General features: G+C 73.9%; 15 protein-coding genes. 6 read left to right on the plus strand and 9 right to left on the minus strand.

Going from position 1 to position 16,844, the window contains the following annotated elements:
* Positions 1-8 precede the first annotated feature (8 nt).
* From IE305_RS33510 to IE305_RS18440, 4 genes are all read left to right on the plus strand, one after another.
* Positions 9-1,250 (plus strand): DegT/DnrJ/EryC1/StrS aminotransferase family protein, encoded by a 1,242-nt coding sequence (locus IE305_RS33510; protein ID WP_190130741.1) that lies wholly within the window; start codon positions 9-11, stop codon positions 1,248-1,250.
* Positions 1,251-1,300: 50 nt separating this feature from the next.
* Positions 1,301-2,242, plus strand: coding sequence for a phosphotransferase (locus IE305_RS18430; protein ID WP_190130742.1), 942 nt, complete (start codon positions 1,301-1,303; stop codon positions 2,240-2,242).
* A gap of 65 nt (positions 2,243-2,307) precedes the next feature.
* Positions 2,308-3,351, plus strand: coding sequence for an inosamine-phosphate amidinotransferase 1 (locus IE305_RS18435; RefSeq protein ID WP_190130743.1), 1,044 nt, complete (start codon positions 2,308-2,310; stop codon positions 3,349-3,351).
* Between the two features lie 89 nt (positions 3,352-3,440).
* A complete protein-coding gene (locus tag IE305_RS18440; protein ID WP_190130744.1) occupies positions 3,441-4,043 on the plus strand; it encodes a dTDP-4-dehydrorhamnose 3,5-epimerase family protein in 603 nt (200 codons plus the stop codon).
* Positions 4,044-4,068: 25 nt separating this feature from the next.
* Here the strand turns inward: IE305_RS18440 and rfbD are convergent, their stop codons facing one another.
* From rfbD to IE305_RS18455, 3 genes are all read right to left on the minus strand, one after another.
* Positions 4,069-4,932 (minus strand): dTDP-4-dehydrorhamnose reductase, encoded by an 864-nt coding sequence (rfbD, locus tag IE305_RS18445; protein ID WP_190130911.1) that lies wholly within the window; start codon positions 4,930-4,932, stop codon positions 4,069-4,071.
* A 76-nt stretch (positions 4,933-5,008) separates the two neighbouring features.
* Positions 5,009-5,998: a dTDP-glucose 4,6-dehydratase gene (rfbB, locus tag IE305_RS18450; RefSeq protein ID WP_190130745.1), complete on the minus strand. Its 990-nt coding sequence runs from the start codon at positions 5,996-5,998 to the stop codon at positions 5,009-5,011.
* 18 nt (positions 5,999-6,016) lie between these two features.
* Positions 6,017-7,084, minus strand: coding sequence for a glucose-1-phosphate thymidylyltransferase (locus tag IE305_RS18455; RefSeq protein WP_190130746.1), 1,068 nt, complete (start codon positions 7,082-7,084; stop codon positions 6,017-6,019).
* A gap of 460 nt (positions 7,085-7,544) precedes the next feature.
* Here IE305_RS18455 and IE305_RS18460 point away from each other — a divergent pair, with 460 nt between their 5' ends.
* Positions 7,545-8,759 (plus strand): ParB/RepB/Spo0J family partition protein, encoded by a 1,215-nt coding sequence (locus IE305_RS18460; RefSeq protein ID WP_190130747.1) that lies wholly within the window; start codon positions 7,545-7,547, stop codon positions 8,757-8,759.
* Positions 8,760-8,858: 99 nt separating this feature from the next.
* Here the strand turns inward: IE305_RS18460 and IE305_RS18465 are convergent, their stop codons facing one another.
* From IE305_RS18465 to IE305_RS18485, 5 genes are all read right to left on the minus strand, one after another.
* Positions 8,859-9,818: an aldo/keto reductase gene (locus IE305_RS18465; RefSeq protein ID WP_190130748.1), complete on the minus strand. Its 960-nt coding sequence runs from the start codon at positions 9,816-9,818 to the stop codon at positions 8,859-8,861.
* A gap of 96 nt (positions 9,819-9,914) precedes the next feature.
* Positions 9,915-11,051: a DegT/DnrJ/EryC1/StrS family aminotransferase gene (locus IE305_RS18470; protein WP_190130749.1), complete on the minus strand. Its 1,137-nt coding sequence runs from the start codon at positions 11,049-11,051 to the stop codon at positions 9,915-9,917.
* A 166-nt stretch (positions 11,052-11,217) separates the two neighbouring features.
* Entirely contained in the window at positions 11,218-12,600 is a 1,383-nt protein-coding gene (locus IE305_RS18475; RefSeq protein ID WP_190130750.1) for an alkaline phosphatase, read from the minus strand.
* Positions 12,597-13,607, minus strand: coding sequence for a Gfo/Idh/MocA family protein (locus IE305_RS18480; RefSeq protein ID WP_190130751.1), 1,011 nt, complete (start codon positions 13,605-13,607; stop codon positions 12,597-12,599). The genes IE305_RS18475 and IE305_RS18480 overlap by 4 nt, the downstream gene beginning before the upstream one ends.
* Positions 13,608-13,751: 144 nt before the next feature.
* The gene (locus tag IE305_RS18485; protein WP_190130752.1) at positions 13,752-14,513 is read right to left on the minus strand and encodes a class I SAM-dependent methyltransferase; all 762 of its coding nucleotides are present in this window, start codon (positions 14,511-14,513) and stop codon (positions 13,752-13,754) included.
* A 105-nt stretch (positions 14,514-14,618) separates the two neighbouring features.
* On the opposite strand from IE305_RS18485, the gene IE305_RS18490 reads away from it, so the two are divergent.
* Positions 14,619-15,992 (plus strand): condensation domain-containing protein, encoded by a 1,374-nt coding sequence (locus tag IE305_RS18490; RefSeq protein ID WP_190130753.1) that lies wholly within the window; start codon positions 14,619-14,621, stop codon positions 15,990-15,992.
* Positions 15,993-16,073: 81 nt separating this feature from the next.
* Here IE305_RS18490 and IE305_RS18495 read toward each other — a convergent pair whose 3' ends face one another.
* On the minus strand, positions 16,074-16,832 hold the full coding sequence (locus tag IE305_RS18495; RefSeq protein ID WP_190130754.1) for a PE-PPE domain-containing protein: 759 nt from the start codon (positions 16,830-16,832) through the stop codon (positions 16,074-16,076).
* Between the last annotated feature and the right edge of the window lie 12 nt (positions 16,833-16,844).

Below are 16,844 nucleotides of genomic sequence, written 5' to 3' on the forward strand. Positions count from 1 at the left end.
GAGGAACCGTGCCCGGACCGGGATACCGCTTCGTCGGTGAGGAGGAGCGCGCCAATGTGCTGGCGGTCCTCGACCGCTGGAGCGCCACGCGCGAGGTGTTCGACGACCCGGGGGAGAGGGAGATGGTCCGGCGGTTCGAGGAGGCCGCCGCCGGGCGCTTCGGCGCCGCCCACTGCCTCGCCGTCAACAGCGGGACGTCGGCGCTGATCGCGGCCCTGGTGGGGCTGGGGATCGGGCCGGGCGACGAAGTGATCGTGCCCGGCTACATGTTCGTCGCCTCGATCGCCTCGGTGCTGCACTGCGGTGCCGACGTCGTCCTCGCCGAGGTCGACGAGTCCCTCACCCTCGACCCGGCCGACGTCCGGTCGAGGATCACCGGGCGCACCAAGGCGATCATGCCGGTGCACATGCTGGGCGCGCCCGCCGACATGACGGCCCTGCGGGCCCTGGCCGACGAGCACGGGCTCCACCTGATCGAGGACTGCGCGCAGGCCGCGGGCGCCTCCTACCAGGGGCGGCCGGTGGGGACCCTCGGCAGCGCCGGGGCGTTCTCCCTCAACCACTTCAAGGTGATCACCGCGCTCCAGGGCGGCTTCGTCCTCACCGACGACCCCCTCGTCTTCCAGCGCGCCTACTCCTTCCACGACCAGGGCTGGTTCCCCTACCGCCGGGACGACGGCGAGGGCGACCTGCTGCTCGGCATGAACCTGGGACTGGGCGAGCTGCACGCGGCCGTCGGGCTGGCGCAGCTGGCCAAGCTCGACGTCATCCTCGGCCGGGTCCGGGAGGTCAAACGGCGGCTCGTGGAGGGCATCGGCGACCTGCCCGGGGTGCGGCGCAGGACGCTGCACGACCCGGCGGGGGAGTGCGCGAGCTTCGCCGTGTACGTCTTCGACGACGTCGCGCACGCCGAGGCCGTGGCCAAGCACCTGGGCGTGAAGACCCTCGTCGACTCGCCGACGCACTACTACGGCGGCCTGCCCGCGCTGACGGCGTACGGGCGGGGCGACCGGTCGGTGGTGCCGTTCCGCGCGGCCGCCCCCGGCCCGGCGGCCCGCATCTACGAGCCGGGCGCGCTGCCCCGCACGGACGACGTCCTGGCCCGGTCGGTGGCGGTGTCCACGGGGGTCTCCGACAGTTATCTGGGCGCGGGCTTCGGCGTGCACGCCGGATCGTCGCCGGCCGAGATCGACGAGGTCGCGCACACGTTCCGCGACGCCGTTCTGGCATGTATTCCGGGCATTGCTTGAACGCCGCGCGGGACAACTCCCGTAATGCCCCGCCGGTGTTAGCCTCTGGCATGCTCTTGGAGAACGAGCTCGTGGAGCGCCGGAGCCTGCTGAGGCTGGTCACGGACAACTTCCAGGAATTCCTCGGTGCTGCCGGAGAGGCCGGGGAACTGACATTCTTTCCGCTCGGCGAGGACAGCTGGTCCTATCGCTACGGTCCTTTGTGGATCAGCGTCCGCCGGGACCTCGACGGTCATTTCCCGGGGGCCTACGAGGCCGCGCTGAGAATGCGCGCGAGCGGAAAGGAATTCGTACTCGCACCGCTGGCCGGCCGGGACGGCCGGGTGGTGCACACGGTGACCGGGTTCCCGGTCGTGGTCTTCCCGTACGTGGAGCGCGCGACCTCCGCCCCGCTCGCCCCGGCCGCCGCCCAGCTCGACCGGCTGGTCCGTCAGCTGGAGGAGGTGCACTGCTTCTCCTCCCCGGCGGGCCTGCCGGCCGGGGTGCCCGTGGAGGACTTCCGCTTCCCGTTCGAGACCGACCTGGACAAGGCCCTGCAGGCCGCCCTGGACGGGGCGACCGCCGGGTGCGGCCCGTACGGGCCGCAACTCGCCGGCCTCGTCGCCCGGCGCCGCGACCACATCACCGCCCTGCGGCAGGACGCGGCCCGCACCGCCGAGGAGTGCGCCGCGCTCTGGCAGGGTGAGCGCCCGGCCCTCACCCACGGTGACCCGAGCCCGGCCAACGTCCTGTTCGGCACGGACGGCGTGGACGTCGGCATCCTCGACTGGGGCGGGACGATGTGGGCACCGCCCGAGCGCGACTGGTCGGCCCTCACCCGGGCGTTCGGCCTGCCGCCCCGCGGCCGCCCCGCGTTCCTGCGGTTCTACGAACTGCGCTGGGTCCTGGCCGAGATAGCGGAGTACGCCGCACGCTTCACCGGGCCCCACACCGGGGACGCGGACGACCGTGCCATGTGGGAGCGGCTCACGCGCTATCTCCCGCCCCTCTGACATCCCCCTTTCCCGCTTTTCCCGCTTTTCCCGAACGAATCACGAACGAACCGAAGAGGTCAGTCATGAGCCTGGTCAGTGTTCACAACGAATGGGACCCGCTGGAGGAGATCATCGTCGGCACCACCGTGGGTGCCCGGGTCCCGGTGGCCGACAGGAGCGTGTACACCGTCGAGTACGCCGAGTACGGCACCCAGGACAAGGTCCCCTCGGGCCCCTACCCGGACCGGGTGATCAAGGAGACGGAGGAGGAGCTGGAGACCCTGTGCGAGGAGCTCAGGGGACTCGGCGTCACCGTCCGCCGCCCGCAGGAGCGCGACAACTCGGCCCTCATCAGGACGCCCGACTGGGAGACGGACGGCTTCCACGACTACTGCCCGCGCGACGGCCTGCTGACCGTCGGCGAGACCGTCATCGAGACGCCCATGGCCCTGCGCGCGCGGTTCCTGGAGTCGCTCGCCTACAAGGACCTGCTGATCGAGTACTTCTCCAGCGGCAGCAAGTGGATCTCGGCGCCCAAGCCGCGCCTGGCCGACGCGATGTACGAGCCGACCGCGCCCGCCGGCGAGCGGCTGCGCGAGATCGAGCCGGTCTTCGACGCCGCCAACGTCCTGCGCTTCGGCACGGACCTGCTCTACCTCGTCTCCGACAGCGGCAACGCCATGGGCGCCAAGTGGCTCCAGTCGGCGGTCGGCGACACGTACACCGTGCACCCCTGCCGTGGCCTGTACGCCTCGACGCACGTCGACTCGACGATCGTGCCGCTCCAGCCGGGGCTGGTGCTGGTCAACCCGGAGCGCGTCAACGACGACAACTTCCCCGAGTTCCTGCGCGGCTGGAAGCAGGTCGTCTGCCCCGAGCTGGTCGACATCGGCTTCGTCGGCGACCAGCCGCACTGCTCGGTGTGGATCGGCATGAACCTCCTCGTCGTCCGGCCCGGCCTGGTCATCGTGGACCGCCGGCAGACGGAACTGATGCGGGTGCTGGAGAGCAACGGCGTCGACGTGCTGCCGCTCCAGCTCACGCACTCCCGGACGCTGGGCGGCGGCTTCCACTGCGCCACCCTGGACGTCCGCAGGTCCGGCACGCTGGAGACGTACCGCTTCTGACCCGTCTTCCCCGTCATGGCCCCGCGCCCGCAGGGCGCGGGGCGTCGTCCTGTACGGGGGCGGCCCCCGTACGAGGAGAGGAGTCCGTCATGCGTCCGCTGGGCATCGAGGGCGCCTGGGTGGTGGAGACCGAGGCGTTCGCGGACGACCGGGGCACGTTCCAGGAGCTCTTCAGCGTCCGCTCGCTGAGCCCGGCGCTGGGCCACCGCCCCGGCGCCGCCCAGGTGAACAGGTCCGTCTCGCGGCGCGGGGTGGTCCGCGGCGTGCACTTCGCGGAGGTCCCGCCCGGCCAGGCCAAGTACGTCACCTGTCTCGCCGGTGCCGTCCTCGACGTCGTCGTGGACATCCGGACCGGCTCGCCCACCTACCGGAAGTGGGAGGCGGTGCGCCTGGACGACCCGCGGCGGAGCGTGTACGTCGCGGCCGGCCTGGGCCACGCCTTCATGGCGCTCACCGACGACGCCACCGTCGTCTACGTCACCTCCGAGGAGTACGCGCCCGGGCGCGAGCACGCCGTCCACCCGCTGGACCCCTCGCTCGGCATCGCCTGGCCGACCGGTGTCGAGCCGGTGCTGTCGGCGAAGGACGCGGCCGCGCCCACCCTGGACGAGCTGGAACGCCGCGGGGTGCTGCCGTCGTACGCGGCGTGCGCGGCGTTCCACCAGGGGCTGCGGGACGGTTCCCGGGCCTGACGCCGGCCCGGCCGGGCCCGGCGCGTCAGCGCTCCGGGCCCGGCCGCCCGGCCGCGGCGCACAGCGCCGGCAACGCCGCCGCGAGCGCCCGCCGCCAGTCGCGCAGCGGCTCCAGGCCCGCCTCCCGCCACCGGCCCTGGTCCAGCACGCTGAAGCCGGGCCGCGGCGCCGGCCGGCCCAGGGCCTCGCTCGTGGTCGGCCGCACCCGCCCGGGGTCGGCGCCGAGCAGCGCGAACGTCTCCCGGGCCAGGCCGCACCACGTGGCCGCGCCGGTGTTGGTGGCGTGGTAGACGCCGGGGGGTGCCGCGTCCCGGAGCGCCGCGGTGCCCAGCGCGACCAGGCGCTCGGCGAGATCCGCGGACCAGGTCGGCTGGCCGTGCTGGTCGTCGACGACCGTCACCGTCTCCTGGCGGGCCTCCAGCCGGATCATCGTGGAGACGAAGTTGCGCCCGCCGGCCCCGTAGAGCCAGGCCGTGCGCACCACGTAGCCCGCCTCCGGGAGGATCTCCAGGACGGCCCGTTCGCCCGCGAGCTTGCTCCTGCCGTACGACGTCCGCGGGTCCGGGGGGTCGAGCTCCCGGTACGGGACGCGGGCGTCGCCGGCGAACACGTAGTCGGTGGAGAGCTGGAGCAGCCGGGCGCCGGAGGCCCGGCAGGCGCGGGCGAGGTGGGCCGGGCCGTCGCCGTTGACCTTCATGGCCTCGCCGGGACGTGCCTCGGCCGCGTCGACCGCCGTCCACGCCGCGCAGTTGACGACGACCGCCGGCCGGTGCCGGGCGACGGCCGCGAACGTGGCGGCGGCGTCGGTGACGTCCAGGGCGTGGCGGTCGAGCGGGGCCGCCCCGATCCCCCGACGGGCCAGGCAGGCGGTGAGGTCGCGGCCGAGCATGCCGGCGGCGCCGACGACGAGCCACTGCGCGTTCGGGGGCGGGAGCACGAGGGGACCTCCGTGGGGACGGGCCGGGTCAGGCCGCCGGCAGGGCGGCCCCGGCGAGCAGGGGCTCCCACCACGCGCGGTGGGAGCGGTACCAGGCGACGGTCTCGGCGAGCCCGGCGCGCAGGTCCGTCGCCGGGGCGAAGCCGAGTTCCCGGCTGATTCTGCTGGAGTTCACCGCGTAGCGGCGGTCGTGGCCCTTGCGGTCCTCGACGTGCTCCACGCTGTCCCACCCGGCGCCGCACGCCTCCAGCAGCAGGCCGACGAGTTCCTTGTTGGTCAGCGCGGTGCCGCCGATGTTGTACACCCGGCCGGCCCGGCCCCGGGTGCGCACGGCCTCGATGCCGCGTACGTGGTCGTCCACGTGCAGCCACTCCCGGACGTTGAGGCCGTCGCCGTACAGCGGCACCTTGCGCCCCTCCATGAGCAGGGTCACGAAGCGCGGTATGAGCTTCTCCGGGAACTGGTAGGGGCCGTAGTTGTTGGAGCAGCGGGTGATGCGCACGTCCATGCCGTGGCTGACGTGGTGGGCGAGGACGAGCAGGTCGGCCGCCGCCTTGGAGGCGGAGTAGGGGCTGTTGGGCCGCAGCGGCTCGTCCTCGGACCAGGCGCCCTCGTCCACCGACCCGTACACCTCGTCGGTCGACACGTGCACGAACGGCGCCGCGCCGTGCCGCCGGGCGGCGTCGAGGAGGGTCTGGGTGCCCTGCACGTTGGTCCGTACGAACGCGGCGGCGTCGTACAGGGACCGGTCCACGTGGGACTCGGCGGCGAAGTGCACGACCTGGTCCTGGCCGGCCATGACGTCGTCGACGAGGTCCGTGTCGCAGATGTCGCCGTGCACGAAGACCAGCCGCGGGTCGTCCTGGACGGGCGCGAGGTTGGCTCTGTTGCCCGCGTAGGTCAGGGCGTCCAGCACGGTGACGACCACGTCGGAGGGGCCGTGGGGGCCGAGGAGGGCACGGACGTGGGCGGAGCCGATGAATCCGGCTCCCCCGGTGACGAGGACATGGGTGGTCATGGTGGGGCTCCGTTCGGGTCAGGAGGAGATCTGGGCCTGGCTGTGGTCGCCGAGCACGAGCCGGTGGGCGTGCGGCACGTGCGGGGCCGGCGTGACGCGGACGTGCCGGCCGATGAGGGACGCCTCGATGCGGCGGACGCCGGTGATGGAGGCGTTCCGCAGCACGATGGAGAACTCCACCTCGCTGTCCTCGACCCGGCAGTCCTCGCCGAGGGAGGTGAAGGGCCCGACGTAGGAGTCGGTGACGACGGCGCCGGCACCGATCACCGCGGGGCCGACGATCCGCGAGGACCGCACGGTGGCGCCCTCCTCGACGCGTACGCGGCCGATGAGTTCGCTGTCCGCGTCGACGGAGCCGTCGCAGCGGGCCTCCACGGACTCCAGGACGAGCCGGTTGACCTCCAGCATGTCGGAGACGTTGCCGGTGTCCTTCCAGTAGCCGCTGATCCGCGAGGAGCGCACGTCCCTGCCGTGGTCGATGAGCCACTGGACGGCGTGGGTGATCTCCAGCTCGCCGCGCCAGGAGGGCTGTACGGCCCGGACGGCCTCGTGGATGGCGGGGGAGAAGAGGTAGACCCCGACCAGGGCCAGGTCGCTCCTGGGGTGGGCGGGCTTCTCCTCCAGGCCGCGGACGCGTCCCGACGCGTCGAGCTCGGCCACGCCGAAGGACCGGGGGTCGGCGACCCGGGTCAGCAGGAGGTGCGCGTCGGGCCGGTGGGCCTGGAAGGCGCGGAGAGGCTCCTCGATGCCGCCGACCACGAAGTTGTCGCCGAGGTACATCGCGAAGTCGTCGTCGCCCAGGTAGTCGCGGGAGATGAGCACGGCGTGCGCGAGCCCCAGCGGTTTCTCCTGCGGGATGTAGGTGACGTCGAGCCCGAACTTCGAGCCGTCGCCCACCGCCTCGGTGATTTCGTCGACGGTGTCGCCGACGACCATGCCGACCTCGGTGATCCCGGCCGCCGCTATTGCCTCCAGCCCGTAGAACAGCACGGGTTTGTTGGCGACCGGCACCAATTGTTTGGCGGAGGTGTGGGTGATGGGGCGCAGCCGGGTTCCCGATCCTCCGGCCAGTACGAGTGCTTTCATCGTGACTCCCTCGCGTGCGGGGCAGGACGGCAGCCGTGGTCGCACGGCGGCCTCGCCACCGTGCCGGTGGCTGAAAAGACATGGAATGCGGCGCGATCATTGCCCCTTTCACCGGGCGTGTAAGGGGCTGGGTTGACGCGTGTAGCCGGGGCCGGATTTCACGGAGAGCTGTGGAGCGACTCGGCATTGCTGCGGAGGGTTACCGCCGGTGCTCGCATCCCGTGCCGGTAGCGGCGTTGATCACCATGTTTGGGCCGGTTTCGACCGCTGTCCGGCCGTCGTGTTGGTGAGTACTTTTCGGCCCCTTTACTGATCTTTACTCTGGTCGTGGGGCGGGTGTTGAGTATCCAACCGCAGTCAAAGCGGGGACGGTGCTGTACGCCCCAAGGGCGAGATTGCTTCGATCGGAAGGTGTGCAGTGGAGCCTAGTTTCCGGGACAGCCCCGTTCAAAGTGTCGATATGCCAGTGGAACTTCCCGAGGAAGTCGGCAGAAACGTCGCTCGTTTATCCGAGGTCCGCACCGTTCCCCTCTCCTCCCTCCTGCCGTCCGACTCGCCGCGCAGTGGCGGTGAGGACGCCGCCCATATCCGGGCCCTCGCGGAATCCGATGCGTCCTTCCCGCCGTTGGTCGTCATGCCGGGCACCCTGCGGGTCGTCGACGGCATGCACCGGCTGCGCGCGGCGGAGCTCCGCGGCGCGACGGAGGTGGAGGTCCAGTACTTCCTGGGCGACGAGAAGGACGCCTTCGTCCTCGCCGTCGAGGCCAACGTCACCCACGGCCTGCCCCTCACCCTCGACGACCGCAAGGCGGCCGCCCTGCGCATCCTCGGCACGCATCCCCTGTGGTCGGACCGGGCGGTGGGGTCGGCGACCGGGCTCTCCGCCAAGACGGTCGGCGCGCTCCGCGCCCGTTCGACCGAGGGAGTTCCGCAGTCGAACGTCAGGATCGGCCGCGACGGCAGGGCCCGGCCGCTCGACCCGGCCGAGGGCCGCAGACTGGCCGGCCGCCTCATCCAGGAGAACCCCTCCGCGCCGCTGCGGCAGATCGCCGCCCAGGCCGGCGTCTCCCTCGGCACCGCCTCCGACGTGCGCAAGAGGCTCCGGCGCGGCGAGGGCCCCGTACCCGAACGGGGCCGCAGGAACACGGCCGGGGCCAGGGCGACGGTGGAGCCCGCCACGGAGGAGCCCCCGCATCCGCGGCGGCGCGACGAGGCCGAGGCCAACCGGCCCTCCCGGTCCCTGATGCTCCGTCATCTCAGCCGTGATCCGTCCGTGCGGCTGACCGAGGACGGCCGGGCCCTGCTGCGCTGGCTCACGGTCGTCGCGGTGCCGGGCCAGGACTGGGAACGGCTGCTCGCCAACGTCCCCGCCCACCGCGTCGGCGCCGTCGCCGAACTGGCCCGGGGCTGCGCCGAGGTCTGGCAACAGGTGGCCGAACGGCTCGAATGGGCGGCCGCCGACAGCAGCATCCCACCCGCGACGGAGGTCCGTACGGACGTCCCCACGGAGGTCCGGGATGACGCCGGAGCGCCGCGCCGCGCGGTGGCCGCCCGGGCCACGCGGCGGCACGAGGTGAGCCTGCCGATCACCCCGCCGGCCGGGCCCGCGGAGGAGGCCGCGGCCGGCGAGTGCTGCGACCTCCTCGCCCGCGCGGAACGCCGGAGCGCCCGCTAGCTCGTACCCGTCCGGACACCCCCGCCGGACGGACCCGGGCGGACGCACCGGGGGCGGTACGACGGCCCGGCCGTCGTACCGCCCCCGGTGCGCATCCCGTCAGAGAACGGGCATCTCACCGGTGCCGTGCTCCAGCCAGTCGCACTCCTGCGCCGTGAGCCGCCGGGACGCCGCCGCCAGCGAGTCCCGGACCTCCTCCGGCTGCCGCGGCCCGATCAGCGCCACGACCGGGAAGGGCTGGGAGAGGGTCCAGGCCAGCGCGATGCCCGTCGACGACGTGCCCTTGTGCTCGGCCAGCCGCCGGGCCCGGTGCAGCCGCCCGACGTTCGCCTCGCTGTACCAGCTCTCCGCGAGCGGGCCCGACTGCAGCTCCGCCGGGTCGGCCAGGGCGTGGGCGCCGCGGCCCTGGCTCGCCCACGGGTACAGGCACATCCCGCCCTCGGCGAGCCAGGCCCGCCACGCGGCGTCGTTGGCGCTGATGGTGCCCGGGTAGATCGGCTGCACCATGTCGATGAGGCTGAACTGGTTGCTCACGCCGGCGGGCTCCGCCAGGCCGTGCGCCCGGGCGTACGCGACCGCCTCCCGGACGCGGTCCAGCGGCCAGTTCGACATGCCGTAGGAGCCGATGAGCCCGCGCTTCACCAGCCCGTCCAGCACGGACACGAACTCGCCGACCGGCACCTCGGCGTTGTCCCGGTGCAGCATGTAAAGTGCGGCACTCTCCCGCCCCATGCGCTCGAAGCTCTCGGCCAGTTGCGGCTCGACACGGTCGGGCAGGCACTCCGGGGTGTGCGCCCCCTTGGCCAGGACCCATACCTCGTCCTCCACACCGCGGGACTTCGCCCAGGCGCCGAAGGTCCGTTCGCAGCAGCCGGGCCCGTAGGCGTGCCCGTACAGCCAGGCGGTGTCGAAGGCCCGGCCCCCGCCCTCCCAGTAGGCGTCGTACACGGGGAAGGCCCGCTCGTTCTGCCCGAACGCGGAGGTACCGAGGAGGACGGGCAGCTGCCCGGTCCCCTCCGGGGCGGCCGCGGACGACGAGGGGGGAAGTGCAGCGGACATGCGCTCTCCTGAATCTCGGGGTGCGTCGGAAGGGAAGGGACGGGGGTGCCGCGCCGGGCCGCCGGCCCGGCGCGGCACCCCCTGCCGTACGCCGTCTCAGCCGGCGACGGCCTTGCGGACCTCGTCCGCGATGTGGCCGAGGTGCTCCTCGGTCAGGGCCGGGTGCGACGGCAGGGCGAGCAGCTCCTCCGACAGCCGCTCCGCGACCGGCAGCGACACGTCGTTGTGCTCGGCGAACGCGGGCTGCTTGTGCAGCGGGAACGGGTACCGCAGCAGCACCGGCACACCCCGGGACCGCAGCGTCGCCGCGATCTCCGCGGCCGCGGGCCGGCCCTCGCCCGGCACCGCGCGCACCACGTACTTCCAGAAGGCGTGCACCGTGCCCTCCGGCTCGACGGGCAGCTCCAGCCCCTCGACGCCCGCCAGCCGCTCCGACAGGTACGCGGCGTTGCGCCGGCGGGCCTCGACCATGGCGCCGAGCCGGGCGTGCTGGGACAGGCCCACCGCGGCCTGCACCGTGGTGAGCCGGTAGTTGTAGCCGACCTCGTGCGCCCAGATGAGGCCGGGGCGGCCCTCGATGGGGCCCTCGCCGTGGCTGCGCAGCCGCCGCACCCGCTCCGCGTACGCGGCGTTGTTGGTGAGGACGGCGCCGCCCTCACCGCCCGAGGTGATCACCTTCTGCTCGAAGAGGCTGACGCACGCCAGGTCGCCGAAGCCACCGACCGGGCGCCCGCCGATCTCCGTGCCGAGGGCCTGCGCCATGTCCTCGACGACCGGCACCCCCGCCTCCGCGCCGACCGCGCACAGCGCCTCCATGTCGGCGGCGCAGCCGTTGATGTGCACCGCCACGATGGCCTTGGTGCGCTCGGTGAGCAGGGACTTCACCGAGTCGGGGTCCAGGCAGTGCGTGTCCGGGGTGACGTCCGCGAACACCGGGCGGGCCCCGAGGTAGGTCACCGGGCTCGCCGAGCCGATGAAGGTGTGGGCCGGTACGATCACCTCGTCGCCGGGCCCGACGTCCAGGGCGTGCAGCGCCAGGTGGACGGCGGCCGTGCCGGTGGACACCGCGACGGCGTGACCGACGCCCTGGCCCGCGGCCAGCGCCGATTCGAACTCCTCGACCGTGCCGTTCCGCAGCCCGACCAGGCGGTTGGAGCGCAGGGCCGCGACCGCGGCCTCGACGTCCTCGTCCGACAGCTGGGGCCAGCCCGGTAATTCGATGGAAGAACTCAACGCTTCACACCCTTCAATACGGTGAATCACGGTGAATCACGGGGAACGCAGTGCCTGCACGAATGCCGTGCGGGAATGCGGGGGATCTGCTCGCCGGACCATGCTGGGGCGGGTGCCGGAATTCTTCAACCGGCGTCATGGAAAGGAAATGCGGGGGTAAAGCCGTTCAGCGTCCGGCATCGCCGGGCGGGGGAGTGGCGCCTATGCTCGGACGAAGTCCCAGGGCGCGGCCGAGGGTTCCGAAGAGCGCCGTGTTGGCGTGCACGCCCCGCACCTCCTCCGCCCGGGGGCCGCGCGCGGCCACCCGCACCTGGGTGCCGGTGTGCTCCTGCACGTCGTCCACCGCGCCGCTGCCGTAGGCCACCTGCATCTGCCCGCCCTCGTCGGTGACCAGGGTGGTGGACCGTCCGGCCGGCCGGGCGTCCACCGGCACGATCTGACTCGCGTGGCCGTGGTCGGCCGTCACCACCACCAGCGTGTTGCCGTGCTCGGCGGCGTAGTCCAGGGCGACACGGACGGCCCGGTCGAAGGCGACGGTCTCGCCCACCTGCCCGCACGGGTCGGCGTCGTGGGCCCGGTCGTCGATGCCCGCACCCTCCACCTGGAGGAAGAAGCCCTTGCCCCGGTCCTTCTGCCGCTCGTTGCGCGCGGTCAGCAGCTTCAGCGCGGCCCGCGTCTCCTCCACCAGGGTCGGCGTCCCGGCCGGCCGCGCCGGGTTGCTCTTGGTGCACCGCTGGGCCGGCGTTCCCCCGGCGACCGCCGGCCTGCCGGTCCACTCCGCCGGTACGTTGTCCGGGGCGAACAGGCCGAGCACCGGCCGGTCCGGTGCGGCGGCGCCCAGCTCCGCCCGGTCGCGTACGACCTGGTAACCGCGGGCACGGGCCTGCTCCAGCACCGTGCGGCCGCGGTCCGGCCCGTCCGTGACCTGCTGCGCGAAGAGGTCCGCCCCGCCGCCCAGCAGCACGTCGGGCCGCAGGGCCACGGCCTGCTCCACGACCGACCCGGCACCGCCGGCGGCCCGCAGGTCCGCCGGGCAGGAGGCCATGTCGGCGGGCCCCTTGCACGAGCGGTCGGTGACGTGCGAGGTCAGAGCGGCGGGTGTGGCGTCCGCGACCGACGCGGTGGTGACGCTGCCGGTGGCGAGCCCCTGGCGCTTGGCGAGCTCCAGCAGCGTGGGCAGGGGCCGGTTGGTGTCATGGGTCTTGGACACGCGCCCGTTCACGGTCTTGTGCCCGGTCGCCCACGAGGTGGCGCCGGCCGCCGAGTCGGTGACGTAGTCCGGCCGGCCGCGCCCGTCCACCGACGAGGTGACGTACGCACCGGTCGCCGGCAGCTCGTCCATGGCCAGCCGCCCCTCGGCGCCCACCGAGTGGTCGCGCGCCATCGTGATCTCGGAGTCGCCCATGCCGTCCCCGATCAGGAGGATGACGTTGCGGGGCGCGGCCGCCGGGGCCGACGACAGCGACGCCGCCGGGACGCTGCCGGTGAACAGCAGCGCCACGGACGCGACCACGACCCACGGCCGGCGGGTTCCTCGTACCGCGCTCATCGGCCCACACCTCCCACGAGGGCGTCCACCGCGACGGACACGCGTTCCCCGGTCCGGGCCGACCGGCCTGCCGCCGCGGCCACCTCCTGCGCCAGCAGCGCCTCCTGCGCCGTGCAGGGGCTGGGCGCCCCGGACGCGGCCATGTCCAGGAAGGCCCGCATCTCGTGCCGGTACGCCCCGGCGAAGCGGTCGAAGAAACTCGCGTACGGCGCACGGGGCCCCTGCGCCTCGCCGACGTGGCGCAGCGGCGTCCGCTCGTCGAGGCCCACGGACAGCGAGCCCCCGGTGCCCAGTACCTCGACGCGGTGGTCGTAGCCCAAGGGGTCGAGCCGGGACGCGGACAGCACGGCCCGTGCCCCGTCGGCCAGCGTGAGCACCACGGTGGCGACGTCGTAGCCGTCCCCGTCGCCCAGCAGCCGGGCGCCGTCGGCCTGGACGGCGACGGCCGGCTGCCCGGTCAGCCAGTGCACCGCGTCGATGTCGTGGATGAGGCAGTCGGTGAAGATGTCCCCCGCCGACTGCTCGTACGTGCCCGAGGGGGGCGCGTCGTCGAACGCCGTGCACCGCACCAGCAGCGGCCGCCCCAGCCGGCCGGCCGCGATCTCGTCGCGCAGCGACCGGTACTGGGGGTCGCAGCGCCGCTGGAACCCCACGTGGAGCCGGCCGTCGGCGAAGGCCGCAGCGACCTCACGCGCTTCGGTCACGTCCGCCGTCAGCGGCTTCTCGCAGAACACGGGCAGGCCCGCCCGGGCCGCGGCGAGCAGCGCGGACCGGTGTCCTGTCGCGGGGCTGGCCACGACCAGCGCGTCGGCCTCCGCCAGGACGTCGTCCAGGGCCGGCCGGGCGGTGGCCGTGGCGCCGGAACCGGCCCGCAGCGCGTCCGCGAGGCCCCGGGCCGCCCGCGGGTCGGCGTCGTGGATCAGCAAGGACGGCGCGTCCGGCAGTCCTGCCAGTGCTTCGGCGTGCAGGCGCCCCATGCGCCCGGCGCCGGTGATACCCACCTTCATCGCAGGTCTCCCAAAGGGTGAGAAAGATCGGGGAATTGGGGGACGAAGGTAGTCAGCGCTTCCGGCGCCGCACCACCGGCGCGGTCCCGGTTCGGCTGAACGCGGGTGGGGCGCGGGGCGATGAGGGATGCTGGTGGCGGATGCCTACGCCCGGCGCCCCCACACCGAGATCGTGACCTGCGGAATGTCGACGAACGCCGGGTCCGCCAGCAGGGCGTGGAAGCCGGTCAGGTCCGCCTCGTCCAGCAGGCCGTCCGCGACGAGCGCGGGCCCCGCGTGGTCGATCAGGGGCCGCCAGCGGTCGTTGCCGAAGCCGCCCATGCAGCTGAGCCGGCCCGAGAACCGCACGTCCTCCAGGCCGCTGCGGGCCAGCAGCGCGGGGAGGGAGCGCGCCCACGTCAGGTCGGTCCCGTGCGCGCCGTACCTGCGCTCGTAGGCCGCCATGAGGCGCTGCACGAGAGGGAAGGGCGAGGTTTCGGCGGGCAGTTGGTAGGGCTCCTCGACGACCAGCCAGCCGCCCGGTGCGAGCCACTCGGCGGCGCGGGCCAGCACCTCGTCCCGTTCCGGCAGGTGGCACAGGACGTACCGGGCGTGGACGAGGTCGAAGGTGCCCGGCCGGTAGCCGGGGTGCGTGATGTCGGCCTCCTCGACGACCAGGTGGGGCGCGCGGCCGGGGTCGAGGTGACGGGTGTCGATGTCCACGGCGGTCACCTGCCCGTCAGGGCACCGGTCCGCCAGCCAGTAGGCGACGGAACCCGCCCCCGCGCCCAGTTCGAGGCAGTGCCACGAGGGGCGCATCGGCAGTCCCTGGAGGAGGGACGTCGTCCAGGCGTCCGCGCTCTGCTGGATCGCGCCCAGCCGCGTCCGCTCCTGGTGACCGTCCCCGGTGTCGTCCCTCGTGTCCATCGTGCCCCCTGTTTCATCGCTGTTTAAACGGCTCCCACCACCATGATCCCGCCCCGGTGGAGCACTCGGGGCACGCGCGTCCCACCCCGAGGAGCCGAGAGCCGTATGGAATTCACCGACATGCCGGGCCTGGGGGTCCGGCCGGGGCTGCTGACCGTCTGGCGCCCCGTCCCCGCCGACCCCGGCTCCCCCCGCTGGGCACCCGACGCGCGCCCCGCGTCGTACGTGCAGGAAGGGCACATCACCCACCGGCGGACGGCCGCTCCGGCCGGCCCCTCCTGGATCGGGACGGCCTTCGACCTGCCCGGCGCCCTGGACCCCGGGGCGTTGCGGGCCGCCCTGGCGGCGTGGACCGACCGGCACGAATCGCTGCGCAGCCACCTCCGGCCGCACGGCACCGGACTGCGCCGGGCCACCCTGCCGCCGGGCGCGGTGACGTTCCGGGCGGCCGAGGAGGGCACGTACGCCAGTGGGGCGGCGCTCCGGCGGCGCATGGAGGCCGTGTTCGACCAGGAGGCGGACCCGGCGGCGTGGCCCTCGTACCTCTGCGCCACCGTGTCCCGTCCCGCCTCCACCACGTTGTGCCTCGCCTTCGACCACTCCACCGTGGACGGCTACTCCCTCGCCCTCGCCGCGTACGAGGTCCGCCGGCTCTACGCGGCGGCGCGCCACGGCATCCGGGCGCGGCTCGCGGACGTCGGTGGCCACCCGGACTTCGCGGCGCTCGAGCGCCGGGCCGCCGACCGCGTGGGCGACGGCCACCGTACGGTGCTGAAGTGGCGGGAGTTCCTGCGGGCGACCGGCGGCGGCACGCCGGGCTTCCCCGTGCCGGTCGGCGCGGACGGTGCCGCGGGCCTTCCCCAGCGCAACGGCGCGGGCCGGCTGCTGGACGCGGCGCGCACGGCCGCGTTCGAGGCGGCCTGCCACCGGGCCGGCGTCTCGTTCTGCGCCGGGCTGCTGGCCTGCCTCGCCCTCGCCGCGGGCCCGGTGGGGGAGTTCGCCGCCCTGATGCCGTTCCACACGCGCCACGACGCCCGCTGGACCGGCTCGGTGGGCTGGTACGTCGGGGTGGCGCCGCTGCGGTTCGCGGTGCGTGCCGGCGACGGCTTCGCCCCGCTGGCCGCCCGCGCCCTGGCCGCGCTCAGGGAGGCCCGCCCGATGGCGGAGGTGCCGCTGGCCCGGGTCGCGGCGCTGCTCGGGGTGCCGGTGGAGCCGCGGTTCTTCGTGTCGTACATGGACCTGCGGACCGTCCCGGGCGCCCCGCGGTGGGCCGACTGGCGCGCCACCATGCTGCGCAGCAGCCACCGCCATCCCGACGAGGTCTACCTCTGGGTCAACCGCTCGCCGCACGGCACGTACGTGAGCTACCGCTACCCGGACACCGGGCGCGGCAGGGCGGCCGTGCCGCCGTACGTCGACGCGTTCCGCAGCACCCTGGCCGGCATCGGGGCCGGGGCCGGGCAGGCGGTGGCGGCCTGAGCGGAAGGGCCGCGGCCCGCCCCGCGGCGCCCGGTGACGGGGCCGCGGGGCGGGCCGGCGGGCGGCCGGGCCGCCGGACGGTCAGTTGTCGACCCAGACGATCCCGTCGGCGGGCTCCTGGCCGATGGTCTTCGTCATGACGTTGCCGTCCTGCCAGTACTTCGGGTGCTGCTGGAAGAACCCTACGAGCGACCCCAGGGAGGTCGCGTCGCACACCCCGTCGGTGCGGATGCAGAACCGCTGCACCTTCACGCCGCCGTCGAACGCCGCCGGGCCGGGCCCGGGCGAGGTGAACCCCAGTGCGCTCCAGCCCTTGGGCGTCCGGGCCCAGACGCCGGTGCCGGGCTGCATGGGGTCGGAGTACAGCTTGCCGTCGACCTGCGAGCGCGGGATGTCCGTGCCGCCACTGGCGATCGTCTGCAGCACCTGGTCGGCCACCTGCGCGCCCTGCGAGTACCCGACGATCGTGAACCGGGCGCCCGGGTCGCGGTGGTACGTGTCGACGGCGGCGGCCAGCAGGTTGCGGTAGCCCTCGCGCACGCTGGCGTCGAAGGCGGGCGCGCCCAGGTCCGGCACGTTGTTGCCGTTGAGCCAGGGCCCGGCGCTGGCCGGGTAGCAGACCGGCACCGGTATGCCGCCGTTGAGGTGCTTGTTGGCGAACGTGTACGTGCTCGTGCAGTCGGGGGCGGGCGCGGCGGAGCCCGTGCCCCCGACCTCCAGGTAGTAGTGACGCTGCTGGTCGGCGTGGGCCGCGGTGGGCGCGACGGCGGTGGCGGCCGTCATCGCCACCGCCGCGCCGGCGACACCGAGCGCCCGCTTCCATCGGTTGGCCAGGGTCATCTTCTGCTTCTC

It is taken from the genome of Streptomyces mashuensis, assembly GCF_014654785.1.
In the GTDB taxonomy this organism is placed as follows: domain Bacteria; phylum Actinomycetota; class Actinomycetes; order Streptomycetales; family Streptomycetaceae; genus Streptomyces; species Streptomyces mashuensis.